General features: G+C 69.0%; 19 protein-coding genes. 6 read left to right on the plus strand and 13 right to left on the minus strand.

The window, feature by feature from the left end; translation table 11 throughout:
• Positions 1 to 277: 277 nt before the first annotated feature.
• Complete coding sequence (locus tag OH809_RS25080; protein ID WP_406515607.1) at positions 278 to 1,276, minus strand: hypothetical protein; 999 nt, start codon at positions 1,274 to 1,276, stop codon at positions 278 to 280.
• A 980-nt stretch (positions 1,277 to 2,256) separates the two neighbouring features.
• Here OH809_RS25080 and OH809_RS25085 point away from each other — a divergent pair.
• The 4 genes from OH809_RS25085 (at position 2,257) to OH809_RS25100 (ending at position 7,238) form a co-directional block, all read left to right on the plus strand.
• On the plus strand, positions 2,257 to 3,555 hold the full coding sequence (locus tag OH809_RS25085; RefSeq protein ID WP_406515608.1) for an aminotransferase class III-fold pyridoxal phosphate-dependent enzyme: 1,299 nt from the start codon (positions 2,257 to 2,259) through the stop codon (positions 3,553 to 3,555).
• 63 nt (positions 3,556 to 3,618) lie between these two features.
• A complete protein-coding gene (locus tag OH809_RS25090; protein WP_406515609.1) occupies positions 3,619 to 4,863 on the plus strand; it encodes a hypothetical protein in 1,245 nt (414 codons plus the stop codon).
• Between the two features lie 85 nt (positions 4,864 to 4,948).
• Positions 4,949 to 6,271: a UDP-glucose dehydrogenase family protein gene (locus tag OH809_RS25095; protein ID WP_406515610.1), complete on the plus strand. Its 1,323-nt coding sequence runs from the start codon at positions 4,949 to 4,951 to the stop codon at positions 6,269 to 6,271.
• An 85-nt stretch (positions 6,272 to 6,356) separates the two neighbouring features.
• On the plus strand, positions 6,357 to 7,238 hold the full coding sequence (locus tag OH809_RS25100; RefSeq protein ID WP_406515611.1) for a GNAT family N-acetyltransferase: 882 nt from the start codon (positions 6,357 to 6,359) through the stop codon (positions 7,236 to 7,238).
• A 440-nt stretch (positions 7,239 to 7,678) separates the two neighbouring features.
• Here OH809_RS25100 and OH809_RS25105 read toward each other — a convergent pair whose 3' ends face one another.
• The 9 genes from OH809_RS25105 to OH809_RS25145 all read right to left on the minus strand — a co-directional run bounded on the left by OH809_RS25105 (position 7,679) and on the right by OH809_RS25145 (position 12,894).
• Positions 7,679 to 7,912 carry a hypothetical protein gene (locus tag OH809_RS25105; protein WP_406515612.1) on the minus strand — a complete coding sequence of 78 codons (234 nt, stop codon included), beginning with the start codon at positions 7,910 to 7,912 and terminating at the stop codon, positions 7,679 to 7,681.
• A gap of 83 nt (positions 7,913 to 7,995) precedes the next feature.
• Positions 7,996 to 8,829: a hypothetical protein gene (locus tag OH809_RS25110; protein WP_406515613.1), complete on the minus strand. Its 834-nt coding sequence runs from the start codon at positions 8,827 to 8,829 to the stop codon at positions 7,996 to 7,998.
• Positions 8,830 to 8,920: 91 nt separating this feature from the next.
• On the minus strand, positions 8,921 to 9,193 hold the full coding sequence (locus tag OH809_RS25115; RefSeq protein WP_406515614.1) for a hypothetical protein: 273 nt from the start codon (positions 9,191 to 9,193) through the stop codon (positions 8,921 to 8,923).
• Positions 9,177 to 9,407: a hypothetical protein gene (locus OH809_RS25120; RefSeq protein ID WP_406515615.1), complete on the minus strand. Its 231-nt coding sequence runs from the start codon at positions 9,405 to 9,407 to the stop codon at positions 9,177 to 9,179. The genes OH809_RS25115 and OH809_RS25120 overlap by 17 nt, the downstream gene beginning before the upstream one ends.
• 52 nt (positions 9,408 to 9,459) lie before the next feature.
• Complete coding sequence (locus OH809_RS25125; RefSeq protein ID WP_406515616.1) at positions 9,460 to 10,275, minus strand: phosphotransferase family protein; 816 nt, start codon at positions 10,273 to 10,275, stop codon at positions 9,460 to 9,462.
• 79 nt (positions 10,276 to 10,354) lie between these two features.
• Positions 10,355 to 10,552 (minus strand): hypothetical protein, encoded by a 198-nt coding sequence (locus OH809_RS25130; protein ID WP_406515617.1) that lies wholly within the window; start codon positions 10,550 to 10,552, stop codon positions 10,355 to 10,357.
• The gene (locus tag OH809_RS25135; protein ID WP_406515618.1) at positions 10,549 to 11,664 is read right to left on the minus strand and encodes a radical SAM protein; all 1,116 of its coding nucleotides are present in this window, start codon (positions 11,662 to 11,664) and stop codon (positions 10,549 to 10,551) included. Before OH809_RS25135 ends, OH809_RS25130 begins: the two co-directional genes overlap by 4 nt.
• A gap of 157 nt (positions 11,665 to 11,821) precedes the next feature.
• Positions 11,822 to 12,184, minus strand: coding sequence for a hypothetical protein (locus OH809_RS25140; protein WP_406515619.1), 363 nt, complete (start codon positions 12,182 to 12,184; stop codon positions 11,822 to 11,824).
• Between the two features lie 287 nt (positions 12,185 to 12,471).
• Positions 12,472 to 12,894, minus strand: a complete 423-nt coding sequence (locus tag OH809_RS25145) for an ATP-binding protein (protein ID WP_406515620.1) — start codon at positions 12,892 to 12,894, stop codon at positions 12,472 to 12,474.
• A gap of 213 nt (positions 12,895 to 13,107) precedes the next feature.
• Between OH809_RS25145 and OH809_RS25150 the strand changes: the two genes are divergently transcribed.
• Entirely contained in the window at positions 13,108 to 14,355 is a 1,248-nt protein-coding gene (locus tag OH809_RS25150) for a helix-turn-helix domain-containing protein (RefSeq protein WP_406515621.1), read from the plus strand.
• A 14-nt stretch (positions 14,356 to 14,369) separates the two neighbouring features.
• Complete coding sequence (locus OH809_RS25155) at positions 14,370 to 14,846, plus strand: hypothetical protein (RefSeq protein ID WP_406515622.1); 477 nt, start codon at positions 14,370 to 14,372, stop codon at positions 14,844 to 14,846.
• Positions 14,847 to 14,910: 64 nt separating this feature from the next.
• Here the strand turns inward: OH809_RS25155 and OH809_RS25160 are convergent, their stop codons facing one another.
• From OH809_RS25160 to OH809_RS25170, 3 genes are all read right to left on the minus strand, one after another.
• On the minus strand, positions 14,911 to 15,726 hold the full coding sequence (locus OH809_RS25160) for a hypothetical protein (RefSeq protein WP_406515623.1): 816 nt from the start codon (positions 15,724 to 15,726) through the stop codon (positions 14,911 to 14,913).
• Between the two features lie 71 nt (positions 15,727 to 15,797).
• A complete protein-coding gene (locus OH809_RS25165) occupies positions 15,798 to 16,622 on the minus strand; it encodes a hypothetical protein (RefSeq protein ID WP_406515624.1) in 825 nt (274 codons plus the stop codon).
• A 3-nt stretch (positions 16,623 to 16,625) separates the two neighbouring features.
• Positions 16,626 to 16,946, minus strand: coding sequence for a hypothetical protein (locus tag OH809_RS25170; protein WP_389675782.1), 321 nt, complete (start codon positions 16,944 to 16,946; stop codon positions 16,626 to 16,628).

A 16,946-nucleotide genomic window follows, 5' to 3' on the forward strand; every position in this document is an offset into this window, starting at 1 on the left:
ACGGGACCATCGGCAGGTAGGGAATCATCCTGACCAAGTTGGTCAAGGAGTCGATGGCACGAACCACACAGTGGTCCAACTTCAGTGGCAATCGGTCAAGGATCAGTGGCACAGGACAGCCCCGGATTACGAGGAGGTCGGGCGTGATGCCGCGTCGTCAGACGGCCGCAAGGCGGATCGTCTTCGGCGCATATACGCGCCAGTCCTGCAGGGCGAGCCCGCCGTCGTGGACTGCGTCGAGCCGGCCTCGTGCGTGAGTCTGAGGCCGTACGGCTTGTCAGGGGGCGAGGATGTCGCGTAGTTCACGCACCGCGCTCAACCGGTGGTGTTGGGCTGGGATCGAGTTGTAGAGGTCCATCGCGCGCCTGCGGACCAGCCCGGTGCGATAGTCGGCCGGGAGGGCTGTCAGGGCGGCGATCGCGCGATGGCACGCCTGTTCGGTATCGCCGTCGTGGTGGGCGCAGGCTGCAGCGTCGATCTTCAGTAGCGTGCGCGTCATGCTGCTGGTTGGCGCCGACAGTTCCAGGGCCCGCTTCTGGCTCTCGCGGGCTCGTTGAGTGTCACCGAGCGCCGTGAAGGCGTGGCTGAGGTGTACGTGGTGCTTTTGCTCGCCGTGGGTCAGCCACGTGTCCGCCCGTTCGCTGGCGTTGAGCCGGTCCATGAACCCGTCGGTGGCCGCGAGGGCTTCTCGGGCCTGGTCGGGCTGGTGGGACAGTGCGTAGGCGCGGGCGGCGACGGCGGCAGCCAGGGTCGCTGCGGCGGTTGGGTGACTACCGGCAGCGTGGCGGGCCTGCTCGGCGAGGGTGGCCGCCGCCCGGGGGGCGCCGTAGTTCAGCGGGACCATCGCTTCCCGGGCCCACAGCCAGGCGCGTAGCTGACGGTCACCCGACTCGGCGGCGGCCCGGCCGGCGGTTGTGAACCAGCTGCGGGCTTCCTTGCGGGCGCCGAGGTCGTGGAGCACGATCGCGACCATGCCCGCCATCTGTCCTGCGGTGCGGCATACCCGAACGCGGGTGGCGACCGGCTGTGGGGTGGTGAGCAGCAGTGGCCGGAGTTCGGCAAAGTCGGTCACGAGGTCGGCCAAAACTCGTGTGGGTGGTTGACCGTGGTAGCCGTAGCCGTACGTTTCAGTGGCGGCCTCCAGGTCGGACAGGTCAGCCAAGGGGTCGGCGACGAGTGCCTGGTCTAGTGACTGACGGGCGGTGGTCAGGGCGGTGAGCGCCGTGCCGGTGAGGCCGGTGGCGAGCGCGCCGCGCAACAGCTGGCGGCGTTTCATTGGGTCGTCTCCATCGTCGAAGTTTGTGATTGGGAAGCTGTGTTCCCAGGGTCGCGCAGCAAGGCCCAGGAGAACACCGGGAATGCAAAGTCCGTCCGCGATCCGCTCGACGGTGTCCAGTGAGGTCACTGTTGCCTCGCCCCGGGCCACCTTGGAGACCCGATCCGTCTTCATGCCACAGGCTTCGCTGATCCGGTTGTAGCTGATGCCAGCCCCGTGCGTTTTGGCGAAGACCACGGTGAAGTCGCGGTCTTTGAGCGCATGGACGAATACCGGGTCGTCGTAAAGCAGACGGCGTGGAACCTGTGCGGGTGACGGTGGTAAGTCCACGGACAGCGGCCCCCTCGTGACGGTATGTCAACGCACGGTACCCATGGTGGGGGTCCCACCGTGGGGTTATCGCCCGTCATAGGTGCGGCTTCACTGAGCGGGTCCTCGCGCTGAGGCGCCCGGAAGAGGTTTTCGGGGCTCCTTGCGCGACCGTGGTGCGGCACGGCACCGAGTGGCGTCCTTCCTTCGTGGCGCCGAGCGGGCCGTGCCGACCCTGGCTCCGGGAGATGACGCAGCCGCCATGAACCAGATGTCTGTCCCTCTGCTCCGGCCCCGATCGGGCCGACACCGTGCTCTGGGCCGCTTCGACGCAGCCCTGCAAGTTGCCTGGGTGGCCGCGCACGTGCCGGCCCTGGCACTGCTGTGGATGGCAGTTGAAGCCAGGCCCGCCGCGTCCCTGCCTGTGATGCCTGTGGCGGAGAGCCCAGACACGCCCCTGACCGGAGCGCCGTAGGCCCCGCCCCGGCCCGAGCTGTCCTCCCCTCGCCCGCGCCGGGGCGGTCCACCCACTTTCCTTGTGTTCCCCGGCACTTCAATGGGCGACCGCCGCTGAACCCCCGGCCCGCCGCCCGGAACGCTCGGCGGCGGGCTGGGTTCCACCGTCCACACAGCGTCACCCGGTCAGACAGACCACCAGGAGGGATTTCTCCGTGGATCGATACTTACCCCACCGCGAGCGGCTGCTGACGTCATCCAGGCCCTTGCCGGACTTCGATGTCGTGGCTGCGAACGGGCCCTGGCTCCACTGCGCTGACGGCCGCCGGATCTTCGACGGATCGAGCGGACTCATCTGCGTGAACGTGGGCCAAGGCAGCCCCAAGGTCTTCTCCCGCATCGAGCAGCAGTTCTCCCGCTACTCGTTCGGTGGCGCCGCCGTCGTCCAGCCCCACATCCAGATGGAGCTGATGGAACGCCTTTGCCACGCTGTTGGACGCCCGGAGGACTCCGTCGCGCTGACCACGTGCGGGACGCTCGGCGTGGAGGTCGCGGTGGGACTGGCGCGGAACATAACGCGGGCCCGCGATGGGAAGCTGCGCGGGGACATCCTGACGTCCAACCTGAGCTACCACGGCAACAGCGTGTTCACCCTCGGGGTCGCAGGCAACCAGATCCGGAACCCCCGTCCAGAAGACCGGTACGGCCTCGGCCCCGCCTTCCCAGCGCCCTACCCGCCGACACACGGCCACGCCCATGAAGGGCACGGGTGCGATGCCTCCTGTGCCAACGAGGTGGCGCGGGCAATCGACAGCAGGGGCGCGGAGAACGTCGCCGCGGTCCTGATCGAGCCCATCAACGGGACCACGGGCGGCGCCTTCGTACCCCCGGGTGGTTACCTGCGGCGGGTGTCGGAGATCTGCCAGGAGCGGAACGTCCTGGTCATCCACGACGAGGTCTTGACCGGGCTGTGGCGCACCGGCACGCCTCTGGCGAGTCATCACTGGGACGGGTGCAAGCCCGACCTAGTCATCCTGTCCAAGGGCCTGGGTGCCGGCTACGTCGGTGTGGGCGCGGTGCTGGTATCGCCGGAGATCGCGCCGCTGCTGCGGCACAAGAACGTGGACCCGCTGCCCGCGATGGGCACCATGGCCACCCACCCCCTCATGGCGGCGGCCTGCCTCGGTGTCCTCGACGAGCTGGAGTCCCTGGACTTCGGCGCCTTCACGGCTCGCGGAGATCGTCTCGGAACGTCTCTGCGATCCCTGACCGGATGGGCGCCGGTGCGGGATGTCCGTGGCGTCGGCCACCTGTACGGGGTGGAGGTCACGCCTGGCCTGCTCTGGCGCCTGATGGAGGAGTGCGAGCGGCGAGGCGTCTTCTTCTACCCGTTTACCGGAGCCGGTGACCCGCGCAGCGAGGGCCTGGTCGTCGCGCCCCCGCTGAACTCCAGCGGTGAGGACATCGACTTCCTGACCGCCGCGCTCACCGACGCGGTGGCCGCCCTCAGCTAACCCACCCGCCGCTCCTTCTCCAAGGGAGCGGACCGTTTTCGAATCAGAGATTGGGGACACGACATGCAGTTTCCCGTCACGGTCATCGACCAGCTCGATGAGGCCCAGCTCCGCAAGTGGCACGACTTCTACGGGGTGAACGCGGACCGACCCCGCTTCGAGGAGGAGGGCATCTGGCGGCGCACCCAGCAGGAGGAGACCGCCTCCAACTCCGGCTGGACGGGCGAGGGTGACGCGCGCCGCCGCATCGTCCACTACTGGCACCAGTACGGGCTCGTGGACACCACGGCGGCGCCGTCGCTGGCCATGCAGCAGATGTACCTGTACCACTCGGTGGCGGCGCCGCAGGCCGAGATCGAGGTGGCGTGGGAGCAGAACCACGCCATGTTGGCCGAGGGCGGCTGGAAGCAGGTCGGGCCGGGCCGGTTCGAGCTGAGTGACCTGCGCGTCCACATGATCCGCGTCGAGGAGCACCCGGAGGATCTGCGGGCGGGCCGCAAGCTTCCGGCGGACTACGAGGTCATCGACACCACGTTCACCTCCGTCAACACCTTCCCGACGCGGACGATCCGGCGCCGGCCGTGGGAGGTTCTGGCCCACGGTGTCCGGGTCAAGGACACCCCCGGGCAGCCGGTCTACGCCGACAACCTGGCGCAGCTCACGGACTTCCTGCCGTTCCAGGTCGAGGTCGGCTGTGGCGTCTCCTACGAGGCCGGGATCCCCCCGCTGCACCGGCTCCACGAGATGTACCACGTCAACGAGATCGAGGACGAGCTGCTCGGCAAGGGCTTCACGTTCGTCCTCGCGCCGGGCCAAGACCCGCTGCTCGCGGAGATGTTCCTCAACACCGAGGACAAGGTCAGCGAGCTGTCGGACATGTACCGGGCCTGCTTCAACGCCGCGGTCACCCCCGCCCTGCACGCGCTCAAGCGCATGGAGGAGGCCGGGCACATGGTCGGCCCGTTCATCACAAACAACTTCGACGCGCTCGGCGCCCGCGCCGGGTTCGAGGAGGAGTTCATGCGCCGCTACGACCAGCGGATCCCGCCGGTCACCTTCCACCCCGACGCGAAAGCCCTGGTCGTGGTCGGGCTGCACGCCGACCGGCGGTGGGTGGCCAAGCGGGCCCGTGCGGCCGGGCTCAAGGTGTTCCACGTCGACCCGGAGGGATTCCCGCGCCCGGACGGGTCCTGGTTCGAGTACCCGCTGGAGGCGCCGCAGACCGGCGATGTCGTCGTACGGAAGACGGCCGCCGACGCGATCGGCGACCTGGAGCGGATGCTGCACCTCGGCGCGGACAACGGTTGAACTGTGGGGCCAGGGAACGGCAGTAGCCTCTGAGCTTGTTCCCCGGCCCCGCACGCGGGCCCCCCTCCCAGAGTGAGAGTCAAGGATGCGTATTTCAGTAATCGGCCTCGGTCACCTCGGTATCCCTCACGCGGCGGGCATGGCCGAGATCGGCCACGAGGTCATCGGCGTGGACGTCGACCAGGCCAAGGTGGACCGACTCAACGCCGGCGAATGCCCCATCTACGAGGTCGGCCTTCCCGAACTGCTCGCCCGCCACACCGCGAGCGGGCGCCTGCGGTTCACCACCGACATCCGCGAGGCTGCCGACTTCGCCGATTTGCACTTCATCGGCGTCGGCACCCCCATCGACGCCGACGGCCGCTCCTACAACACCGGACAGGTCTACGGCGCCATCCGCCAACTCGCCCCCCACCTCAACCGCCCGTGCACGATCGTCGGGAAGTCCACCGTCACCGTCGGCACCACCCGCCAGGTCACCGCCCTCGCCCAGCGCCTGGCCCCCGCCGGCGAACACGTCGACGTCGTGTGGAACCCGGAGTTCCTCCGCGAGGGGCAGGCGGTCGAGGACACCCTCCGCCCGGACCGCCTCATCGCCGGACTCACCACCGCCGCGGCGGAGAAGGCGATCCGCGACGTCTACGCGCCGATCCTGGACGCCGGCGTCCCCCTCTTCGTCACCGACCCGCAGACCGCCGAACTCGCCAAGGGCGCCGCGAACACCTTCCTCGGCCTGAAGATCAGCTACATCAACGCCGTCGCCGACATGTGCGATGCCGCCGGCGCCGACATCTCCCAGATCGTGGACATCCTCGGCATCGACCCCCGCATCGGGTCCGGCGGCATGAAGCCCGGCATCGGCTACGGCGGCGGCTGCCTCCCCAAGGACGTCCGCGCGTTCACCGCCTCCGCCCAGCAACTGGGCGCCGCCACGGCAGCCACCCTCCTGCGCGCCGCCGAGAACATCAACGAAGCCCGCACCGGCGTCGCCATGAACCTCATCACCCGTGCCCTGGGCGACCGGCCTGTCCAGGGCGCCCGGGTGACCGTGTGGGGTGCCGCGTTCAAGCCCGGCACCAACGACGTCCGCGAGTCCCCGGCCCTCGCCCTGGCCCACGCCCTCCAGGAGGCCGGAGGCATCGTCACCGTCCACGACCCGCAGGCCGTTGCCACCGCCATGACCCGCAACCCCGAGCTCGACTACACCGACGACCTGCCCGCCTCACTCAACGGCGCCGACATCGTCGTGCTGGCCACAGAGTGGCCCGAGTACCAGCACACCGACCCCCACGCCCTCGTGGACCGGCCCGAGACACCCCTGCTCGTGGACTGCCGCACCACTCTCGACGCCGAGCCCTGGCGCGCGGCCGGCTGGACCGTCCGCCAGCTCGGACGCCCCGGAAAGTAGCAACTCTGGACACCGGGTGGGTGGGACACCCCGCATCACACCGTCCGGACCGCCGCCTCCCGACGACCTCGAAACGGAGCCGATCATGGCCAGCAGCGACTTCGGACCCCACCCGGCAACCTGGCACCTCACCGACGACCTCGACGCCTTCCTCACCCGGACCGGAACCTTCCTGCACTCGCAGCCCGCGCTGCACACCCTCATCCTGACGCTGACCGACACGGTCCGTACCTGCGGACCGAACGCGTACGGGCAGGCTCCCGCCCTGGGGTGGCTGGAACGGGCGGGCCAAGTTCGCGCCTCCTTCTTCCGCGCCGCGCCGCACCGACTCAACCTCACCCCCCTCACTCCCGAGGAGGCCGACACTCTCGCCGCCCACCTCGCCGACTCCCACCATCAGCTGCCCGGCGTCTACGCGGACCACGACACCGCCACCGCCTTCGCCGACGCATGGCAGCGCCACACGGGCGCCATGTCGACGCTCTATGAGCGCCAGTGCCTGTACCGCCTCGACACCCTCACCCCGCCCCAGCCGCTCCCGAAAGGCCACGCCCGAATCGCGAGCGAGCGGGACCGCGAGGAAGTCGCCCGCTGGTACAGCGACTTCTCCGAGGCCATCGGAGAAGCACCCTCCAGGGACCCCGGCCAATGGGCGGACACGCGCATCGCCGCCGGAGGGATCACGTTCTGGGAGACCCCGGACGGCACCCCCGTCTCCATCGTCGGCGTGAACCCCACAGTCGCCAGGCAGATCCGCCTGGCCATCGCCTACACCCCGACCCACTTCCGTGGCCGCGGCTACGCCACCGCCGCGATGGCCGAAGTAACCCGGGGCGCCCTTGCCGCCGGCCCCCAGCAGGTACTCCTCTTCACGAACCTGGCCAACCCCTCCAGCAACGCCGCCGTCCAACGGATCGGCTACCGACCCGTCGCCACCTTCGCCCTGTACGACTTCGGCCGTGGTTGAAACATCGGAGCGCGGGCGCTCGCAGACTTCCGCGGCTCCTTCAAGGCCACTGCCGGGCAGCGCGTCGAGGCACTGGAGGTGTACTGCAAGGGGTGCAGACGTCCGTACGACGAGGTCAAGCGCGGCGCGCGGACAGATGACCGGTTGGCAGCCCCGAGGGGGAGGCCGACACCGCTGTGCAGGCGGTGCGTTGAGTGGGCGGTGTTCTCGCTCAATCGGGATGGCGCGTTGTGAACAATGGCGAGATCATCCGCGCTGACCTGCAGCGATCCGCTGAGCGTTTCCAGATCAGGGAGTGTGCGTTCCAGGCCGTCTTAGCGGCTAGCCGCTGACCTGCGGTGATGGGGTTTTCTCCAAGCCCCATCCCGCTTGCTGGCTGCTTGCTGCGACTCGGACCTGCCCCGCCCGTTCAGCGCCGGCGGGGCTTCGCACTGGCCGCGCTAGTCGTCTTCCGGCTCCGGATGCAGGACGGCCTGCTTCACGGCCATTTCCAGCTCGTACCGGGACACCCCGGCCGCCTCGGCATGCGCGGTCACCGCGGCCTGGAACGCTGCAGCAGCCTCCCGCCAGGGCGCCCACGCCTCCTCCGTGTACGGCTCGGCGAGGGCCTTGCGCTGCTCCGCGACCGCGGACCGTTCCAGCAAGATCAGATCTTCAGGGATGTCGATTGCCACGGCCGGATCGTAAACGGGGCCACTGACAACCGACCGGAGCCGCGCAGCTCACGCCGCCTCGACGACGAAGAGCCTGCCTCAGGTCAGGTCAGGGGCGGCAGGACCTCGTAGCGGAACACCACGAGAGCGTCTTCCTGGGTGCCGCCGAAACGGTGGTACTCCCCGTCGCTACTGAGAGACACGGTCAGGCCCGCCCGTGCGCGGATGTGCAACGGCTTGACCTCCCAGGTCCACTCCATGGCGTCGCCGTGAGCATCGTCGGGGGTATGGCGGGTGCCGTCCGGCGTCTGAAACGCCCAGTTCAACTGCCGGTTCTGCGGGTCGACCCCTCGGCAGGTGAACGTCACGACGTCACCGGGCCGCAGCGTCGTATCGGAAATCACGCCGAGCATGTGCGGCTGTATTTCGCTTGCAGTCTCGCTGCTGTTGCCGAAGCTGTCCCGCACCAGTTCGATACGCGGGAAGTACTCGCCCACGGGGTCCTGACCGCTGATGTGTATGGTCACTCGGTTCCTGATCTCTCCGGCTATCGCGCTCAGCAACTCCTCCTCGAAAGGGAGTAGTTCGCGACTATGGGCGACAGTGTTACGCAGGGCCTCGAAGCGGTCCAGGAGAACGGTGATCTCCTTCTTGGCGCCCAGCGCCCCGTCAAGCTTCTCCCAGTGGGTGTTGATCAGCCGAGTGAGCTGGGTGAACTCGGCGTATTCGATCAAGTTGGCAGAGACCGCGACCACGCCACGCCTGGTACGACGCTTCTGCTCGGCCGTCTGCTTGTCGCGGAGCTTGGTCACGACGTCAGCATCGAAGACCTGGCTGATCCAGTCGGCGCCGATCTTGTTCCGCAGGGCAATGGTCAGCAGGTCCCGCAGTGATCGTTCGCAGCTGGCCAAGGCCACCGACGGCTGCATCAAGGGCATTCGTGTTCCTTTCCGAGCCAGAGGCACAGGACGAAAGAGCCCCGCCTCCCGGACGGGGGGGGACCGGGAGGCGGGGCGGCGCTGGGGCTGGTCAGACCTCGAAGTAGGCGACGATGACGATCGCCCCGAGGACCGTTACGTGGTACACCACGCGGGTGGTGCCTTCGGTGTACTCCCGCAACGGCACGTGGCCCTCACGGGTGGGGCGTTCGGGCCCGATCTTCGGGTCCATTGAGATCGTGACGATGGCCCGGTCAAGGCGCACCAGATCCGACACCGACAGCTTTGCCAGGCCGGGTTCGCACTCCGGGGTGAACGCGACCTGCGCGCGTCGGCCGGGGGTGTGCTTAGGCGACACGGGCATCGCCGCCGGTCCCGGTCACGTCGATGCCGTGAGCCGCGAACAGCTCGATGCGCTTGGTCTCCCAGTCGCTGGACAGGTCGATGCCGTTCTCGGCGATGCCGCGCAGCGACGCCGCCAGCAGCGGCTTGCCCGCCTCGTCGGCCTCCACGGCCTGCTCCAGGATGGGCGACTTCTCGTCGTTGTCGAACACCAGCCGCATGCCTATCCCCTTCATTGCCTCGTCCCCCTCCGTAAGGTACGCCCGCAACGGTGCGGGCGTCTGTGGTTCAGCCCAGGCCCGACCAGTAGTCGCACCACTGCTCCGCCATGCGGGCCATGTGCTGCTTCCACGGTTCGGGGTCGTGCTTGGTGATGCTCTTCCACAGCCGCGCGTTCGCGGCCGAGAACGACGCCACGTCCTCACAGTCGGCGCCCTGCCAGGCCGGCAGGACCCTGCATTCCGCGTCGGCCTGCGTCGCGGTGTGCCCGGCCTCCATCAGCCGAAGGATCAGCACGACCGGGTCGACCCACGCCGGGCCGACCGTGGGCCACGCCCAGTCGATCAGCCAGTCCCGCGTCTCGCCGAGCAGGACGTTGTGCGACGCGAAGTCGGTGTGCAGCAGGGTCCGGCCGCCGCGCCAGCGTTCGGCCGTGCCGGGGTCGGCGTGCGCCGCCCAGCGTTGCTCGACGGTGCGGACCACCTGCGTCGGCGGGGTGTCGACCTGCGCCAGCTCGCCCGCCAGCCGCAGGACGCGCGGCAGGTCGGGCGAGCCGGGAGCGTAGTCGGCGTGACGGCCGCTGACGTACTCGAACCCGAGGAGGTCCCACCCCCCGTCCTGGACGCGCCACAGGATCGTGGGCGCCATGCGGGGGGCCACGTACGGGTTGATCGCAGCCTCGCGCTGCTGCGAGGGGTGCTGCGGGTGATCGGACGGCATGCCCTTGACGAACAGGCGCTGCTCGGCCGTGAACACGCACGCGGCGATCTGGGAGTTCTTGCCGCCCGACACGGTCTCGGCCTTGAGGACCGGCCCGGTATGGGCTTCCACAGCGTGGTGGACCTGCTCGGGAAGGTGCTCCCAGTCGATGCGCGACATGGACATGTGTGGCGCCGTTCCTATCGGACGAATCGGGCGGGGCCGCCCCGGCGGAAACTACCACCGGGGCGACCGCGCGGGACTCCTAGTACGGGTTGTCGTCGCTGGCGCTGCAGTTGCACATCGTGGCTTCCAGGAACCCGTCCAGGTCGCCCACGATGATCACCTCGTCGTCACCGACGGTGCCGGGGAGCTCGGCCCCCAGCGGGGGGAGGCTCTCCGCGTCCGCGTCCGCCGTCGCCTCGGGCGGCCGCTTGCCGATCTCAACCATCACGATGGTCATGTGTTGTCCCTCTCTGTGTGCTGGCAGTAGCTGACGAGTGGCGCCTTGGCCTCCTGGTAGAGCTTGGCCAAGGGCCTGCAGGTCCGGCAGGTGCCGGACAAGGCGCAGCCGGAGCAGCCTCCGGTGCGCTCCATCAGGGAGTCCGCGATGCCCCCAAGGCGTCGCAGACCCTCCACGCCTTCGGTCATGAGGTCGATCTGCGGATCACGGCCGATCTTGCAGATCGACGCCTGGCCGAATGGGTCGGCGTGGAAGAAGGTGTGGCCCGCGTTGCAGCCCTTGACGACACGGCGGGCCTTCTCGTACCGGATCGACTGGGTGGCCAGCACCGAGCCGTCGCCGCCGATGGTCGGCGACATGTTGCCGTAGACGTTGTGCGGCCCGTACTTCTCGGCCAGCGCCTCCATCTCGGCGACCTCGTGCTGGTTTTCCTTGGCCACCACCACGTTCATCCGCATCGGCAGCCCGGCCTCGCGGGCGGTATCCAGGCCGCGCACGAACCGCTTAAAGCTGCCGCGGCGGCGGGTGATGCCGTCGTAGGTCGCCTCGGTGGCCCCGTACACGCTGATCGTGAGCCGGTACGGGGGACGTCCCCGGAACAGGTCCTGGATCATCTCCGAGTGCAGGCGGGACCCGTTGGTGGAGACCTGCATCATCATGCCGAGGTCGTAGGCGTAGGCGTACACCTGCGGGAACCGCCGGTCGATCAGCGCCTCTCCGCCGGTGATCTGCAGGTACACCACGCCAGCGTCGGCCATGATGCCGAGGAGCTGCTTCTGCTGCTCCCAGCTCATGCCCTCGAACCGCTTCTCGCCGAGGTAGCAGAACTCGCAGTCGTAGTTGCAGCCGAGGTTGATCTCGTAGGACGCGCGGACGTACCCGTACGGCGACGCCTTGCGGACCAGGACCGACTGGCCGATTCTGCGGTCTGCCAGGTCCAGGCCCCACGCCTGGCGGACGGCGTCGGCGGCCCACTGCGGGACCGGGGTGTTCGGGTGGGCGTCGGCCAGCTCCTTGAAGCGGGCGGCGCCCAGGCGCAGCCCGTTGTGCTGGCCGGGGCGCAGTAACAGGTGCCCGTCCATGAACGGGCTGGCGATCAGAGCGTGCTGCATGTCCCCTCCTTTGCCGGTGAACCCGCCCGGCCGCTTCGGGGAGGCGACGCGGCCGGGCGGGTGCTGGAAGGAAGAGGGGCGGTTCCCCTCTTCCTTAAGCCCTTATTTTAGCTGCATTCGGGGTGGGGTGCAAGATTTTTCCCGATAAAAGTGCAGGTCAGGGCCCTGATGGCCCCACCGTGCGCGGGTCCGCCGGCGCCCCGTCCACCCGGAGGATCGAACCGATCGGCACCGCCGACGTCGGGTCCGACAGCGCGGCCACCGCAGCCTCCAGCCGATGAGGATCCGCCCCCCGGAACCGCGTGGTCGCCTCCGCGATCGCGTCCGCCAAGTGCGCCCGCATCCGGGCCTCGTGCCGGTTCAGCGCGATCTGGACCGCCGCCGCCTCCGCGCTGAGTATCAGCTCGCTGGTGACCCGCTGCCTCGGCTGCACGCCGAACGTCATCATCAGCACCAGCTGCCCGCGCTCTGGGTCGAAGGACACACGGAACGGCATCTGCTCCTCGGGGACGGCGGTCACGGTTCTCTCCCTTGCCTTTCGGACGGGCAGACTGCTGGGCAGGGGCCCACAGCCAGATCAGGGCGTGCACGAGTGCAGGCATGGATCTACGGCCAAGACGACAATCGGCGGCACGAACAGGGACGTTGCTGCGATGAACAGGGCGGCGGCGTGTCGCCGGGCGGTGGCAGCGAGCCCTACCACTCGGTTGATTAAGTGCATGGCGGAGTTCCTGGGGTCAGGCCGCGCGGGGCGGCAGATGGAACCGGCCCGGCGGCGCTACGGGGGGCGCACCACCGGGCCGGGGCTCAAGGGGCGGGCGTCCGGGGAACGGTCGCCCACACGGTCTTGCCGACCGGGTCCCGGTGCCGGGCCCCGAAGTCGGAGGCGGCCGCACGAACCAGGAACAGCCCCCGGCCACCCTCCGCGTGGCTCGACGGGACCGTCGGCCGCGGCGGGTTACGGCTCGGGTCGGACACCTCCAGCAGCAGCTCCACACCGTCGTCAGTGACCTGCAGGTGCACCAGGTTCTGGTTGTCGCAGTGCCGGATGGCGTTGGTGACCAGCTCGCTGGTTATCAGGACGGCGGTGTCCACCGCATCGTCGGGCACCTGCCAGTCGGTCAGGGCCGAACGGACCTGCCGGCGGGCCTCGCTCACCGTCTTCGGGAACGGCGTCAGCCACAGCTGCCACCGCTGGTCGGTCGTTGACTCGTCGCGCGTCGTCGTCATCGAGGACACCGCTTCCCCTTCAAGGGGCAGCGCCCCGGTCGGGTTTTCCAAGAGGTCAGCGCCGACCTGACGTTGCGTCGGACACTGTCTGTAGGAAACCCGTCACCGGGCCGTACCACCATCTCCGATGCAGTCAGCGCATGCGGATATGCACAGGACGCATACGGGGCGGGTACGTCCTGTGGAACCGTACGTAGCGTGGGAGGGGAACGCATGGATTGGTCCGGGAACAAGCAAATCCGAGACGCCGCAAGAGATGGCGACTATGGCCGCGTCATCAAGCAGGCCCGCAAAGCATTAGGTCTGACCCAACGCCAACTAGGAGAGGCATGCGGCCTCTCCCAGTCGGCCACGTCCCGCCTCGAAGACCGCGGCGTCGGCACCTACAACATGAGCCTCCTGGCGAGCGCAGCCAGCCACCTCGGTATCCCCCCGAATCTGGTCGGCCTCGCCGACTACGACCGGAACGGGAACAGCACCGTGGAACGCCGCGAATTCCTCAACGGCGTCGCCGCAGTCGTCGCGACGCCAGCCCTCCCCCCACAACTGCAGCCCCGCCCCGAATGGGACAGCGGCCAGGCAGCCGCCCTGCGCGTGGCCACCACCGTGTTTCGCCGCCTGGACGCCACCGTCGGCTCCCGCGACCTCGCCGAAACCGCACAGGCCCACCTGCGGCTCATCCAGCGGGTCGCCTCCCAGGCCCCCGACGCCTCTCACAAGGCCCGCATGGCCGCCGTCGGCTCCGAGGCCGCATCGCTGGTCGGCTGGCTCGCCTGGGACATGGCCGACCACGGTTCCGCCCGCACCTGGTACGGCTCGGCGATCAAAGCCGCACGCACCGCCGGTGACCCACTGCTCGGCGCCTACCAGACCGGCAGCCTCGCCCAGTTCGAGGTCGAAGCGGGCAACACCGCCGAAGGGCTGCGCCTGATCGCCCGCGCCCGCCGCCAGCTCGGCCCCGACCTGCCCGCCATCGCCGCCGCCTGGCTCGCCTCCATCGAGGCCGTCGCACACGCCACGGCCGGCGACGAACGCGCCACCGAACGGGCGCTGCGCTCCTGCGAACAGCACACCGCCCGCGTCCCCCGCGAGGATCCGCCGCCGTGGCCGTGGGTGTTCTCCTTCGACGAGCGGAAGGTCGCCTCCTGCCGTGTCGTGTGCGGCGCCCGGCTCGGCCGCACCCGCTGGGTCCTGTCCTCACAGGAGATCGCGACCGCCCTGTCCTCCGGCCACGAGAAGCAGCGGGCGCTGCTCACCCTCGACGTCGCCACCGGCCACCTCAGCACCGACCGCGTCGACTCCGCGTTCGCCCTGGCGACCCGCGCCGTCCAGGACGGCGTGCGACTGCGGTCCGGGCGCATCGTCGAGCGCGCCCGCGCCTTCCGCCGCTCCTATGCCACCGCCACGCCGCCCGGTATCGTGCGGGATTTCGACACCCTGCTGCACGACACCTACCTGTAAGGGGGACGCCAGCTATGCGCCTGGGCATCACGGGCCACCGTGGACTGTCGCCGGAGGTCGAAGCCCAAGTCCGCGACGAACTCACCAAGCTGATCGCCGACTGCCGACCCGAGGACCTGGTGGGCATCAGCTGCATCGCCGACGGCCCCGACGCCTGGTTCGCGCAGGCCGTCCTCGCACACGGCGGCCGCCTCGAGGTAGTCATCCCCGCCGCCGAATACCGCGACAGCCTGCCCGACTGGCACCACCCCGTCTACGACGAGCTCACATCCCGCGCCGCCGACGTCCACCACACCGGGATGCGCGAGTCCAACTCGCAGGCCCACCAGGCCGGCAGCGAGATCGTGGTGGGCCTGGCCGACCAGATGATCGCCGTATGGGACGGCCAACCGGCCCGCGGTTACGGCGGAACCGCCGACGTCGTCGCGTACGCGGACCGTGTCGGCGTCCCCGTGCGCATCGTGTGGCCCGAGGGCGCCACCCGCGACTGACCCCGGCGCACTGTACGACTCAGGCTCGGCCCGCGTCTCGACCCCACGCACCTACGCCGACACGTCAGATTCTTTCGTCATCGTCCAGGCGAGTAGGCACGTCAATGTGCTCCTGAGCACGCGGTTTGGGCCTGATGAATTTGACATGCCATGGTCGTGCATCTCCACCTGTCCGCACCTTTTCCTCCCAGCGAAGGCAACACTCAACGACGACTATTTGCCAAAAGACCTCGAACGCGAAGGCAAGGCAAGCTATTACGAACGCCAGCCACCACCCCCAGGTAGCACCCCGCCCAGGAAACGCAGCCATTGCCAATCCGGCGAATAGGGCAAGGACGCCAAAGGTATACGTCCATTTTGCGCGACTGTGCCACTTATCGAACCCGTCCCAGTGGGCTCGCTGCTCTTCAATCAGACAGAGAAGATAGTTTCGCTGCGGCCCTTCTGGCCACCAGTCCAGCATCTCCTTCGGAGTCGTGATGTAGACCCGAGCCCAGTAGGTGGCGTGCACAGCGAATATGAACAAGCCTGCCGCAGCGACGAAGGCCGCTACCGACCAGTCCACCAAAGTCGGCGCGTCGTCCTTTTTCACAGAAATCAAGACGATCGCAGCGGTTAGCGAGAAGCCAGCGAGGAACGGTGATCCTACAGAGCTGGCCATAAGAACCGACTTCGGGTAGCCGAAGTGGTTGGGAACTTTCCAGGTCTGCTCTCGCCGCTGCTTCCAGAGTTCTGCATTGATTTCCCGTTCGCCGTCTGGGTCTCCCTCATCACCGCGGCCGGCGTCTTCGTTCTGCCCTTGGGAGGCGTTTGAGGTTGAGGTCTCCTCTTGGGAGGGTTCTTTGCGTTGGTTTCGATCAGCGTTGTCATCAGCTGCCATCAGCTGCCTCCGCGTTGTCTCTACCGCTTCCAGCTTCGCGCTGCACTCGAACCAACGCACCTTGGGGAGGATCAGCCGCCCAACGACCCGCTCAGGTCTGGCCGGGGCCCGAACGCCCGACCGCAGCGGGGGTGGGAGATCGGCCACGCAGCGGCCTCCTCGACCGTCCTGAGCGTGCCTGTGGCCTTGTCGGGGTCCTTGTGGCTGGTCCACCCGCACCCGGTGCCGTCGAAGACCTGCATGTACTGCACGCCGGCCTCCCGCGCCCTGTTCAGGGTGCCCGCGTTGTAGGCCACGGCCGACTTGGCGAGGACCGCCGACTCCGCCCATGCCTGCACCGGCATTCGGGCGCCGCCCCGGTAGATGACGTACAGCAGCTGGTGCTCGGCGGCCAGCCGCTCGGCGAGCGCCCTGGCGGCCTGCAGCGCCGTGGTGTTCCCTGCCGCGAGCAGCGGCACCTCACGTCGTGCCGCCTCGCGCACCGCGCGGTAGAACGCGGCCGCCATGCGCTGCTCCTCCTGTGAGCGGCGCAGGAAATCCGCGTAGGAGTCAGCGGCGAGCGACTGCAGCGCCTCGGTGTGCAGCAGCGTCCACGTGAACCGGCCACCCACCGTCTTCGCGGCCTGTTGCGCCCCCTGCTCGTACAGCAGCGGCAGCTGGCGGGTGACGAACGCGCGGGCTTCGGCGTCCACACGCTGCTGGAAGTCGGCGATGGCGGCCTGGAACTCCGCGAGGCGGGCGACGACGTGCGGGGCGCGGCCCGACTCCGACAGGGCTGCCAGGACAGCGGTCTGCTGGTCGGTGAGGCGCTGCCAGGCGTCCTGCAGGACGGCGGCGACCCGGGCCGCAACAGTCTTCGCGTCGCCGGGTGTCAGCGGCGGGAACTCGTAGGCCACGACTTACCGGTGCCAGCGGTGGGCGCGGCGCAGTGGCGCGATGACCAGTTCGGTGCCGCCGGTGGGGTCGTCCGGGGCGGTGGCGGCCTCAACGGATGCGATCTGCCGTTCCAGGCCGGTGAGGTTGTTGCTCTGGTCGAGGGTGACGACACCGTTGACGGTCAGCTGCAGCGGGTCCGCGAGCAGCCTGGCACGCCGCTCGCCCAGCACCTCCAAGGCAACGGCCTTCGCCGCACCGAGGCGGGTGTACCGGGCCTGCAGGTCGGCCGGGTCGGTGGCTGTGCCGAGCTGTGCTTGGAGCCAGGCGAGGACTGCGGGGTCCAC

The sequence above is a fragment of the Streptomyces sp. NBC_00873 genome, assembly GCF_045207415.1.
Lineage (GTDB): Bacteria > Actinomycetota > Actinomycetes > Streptomycetales > Streptomycetaceae > Streptomyces.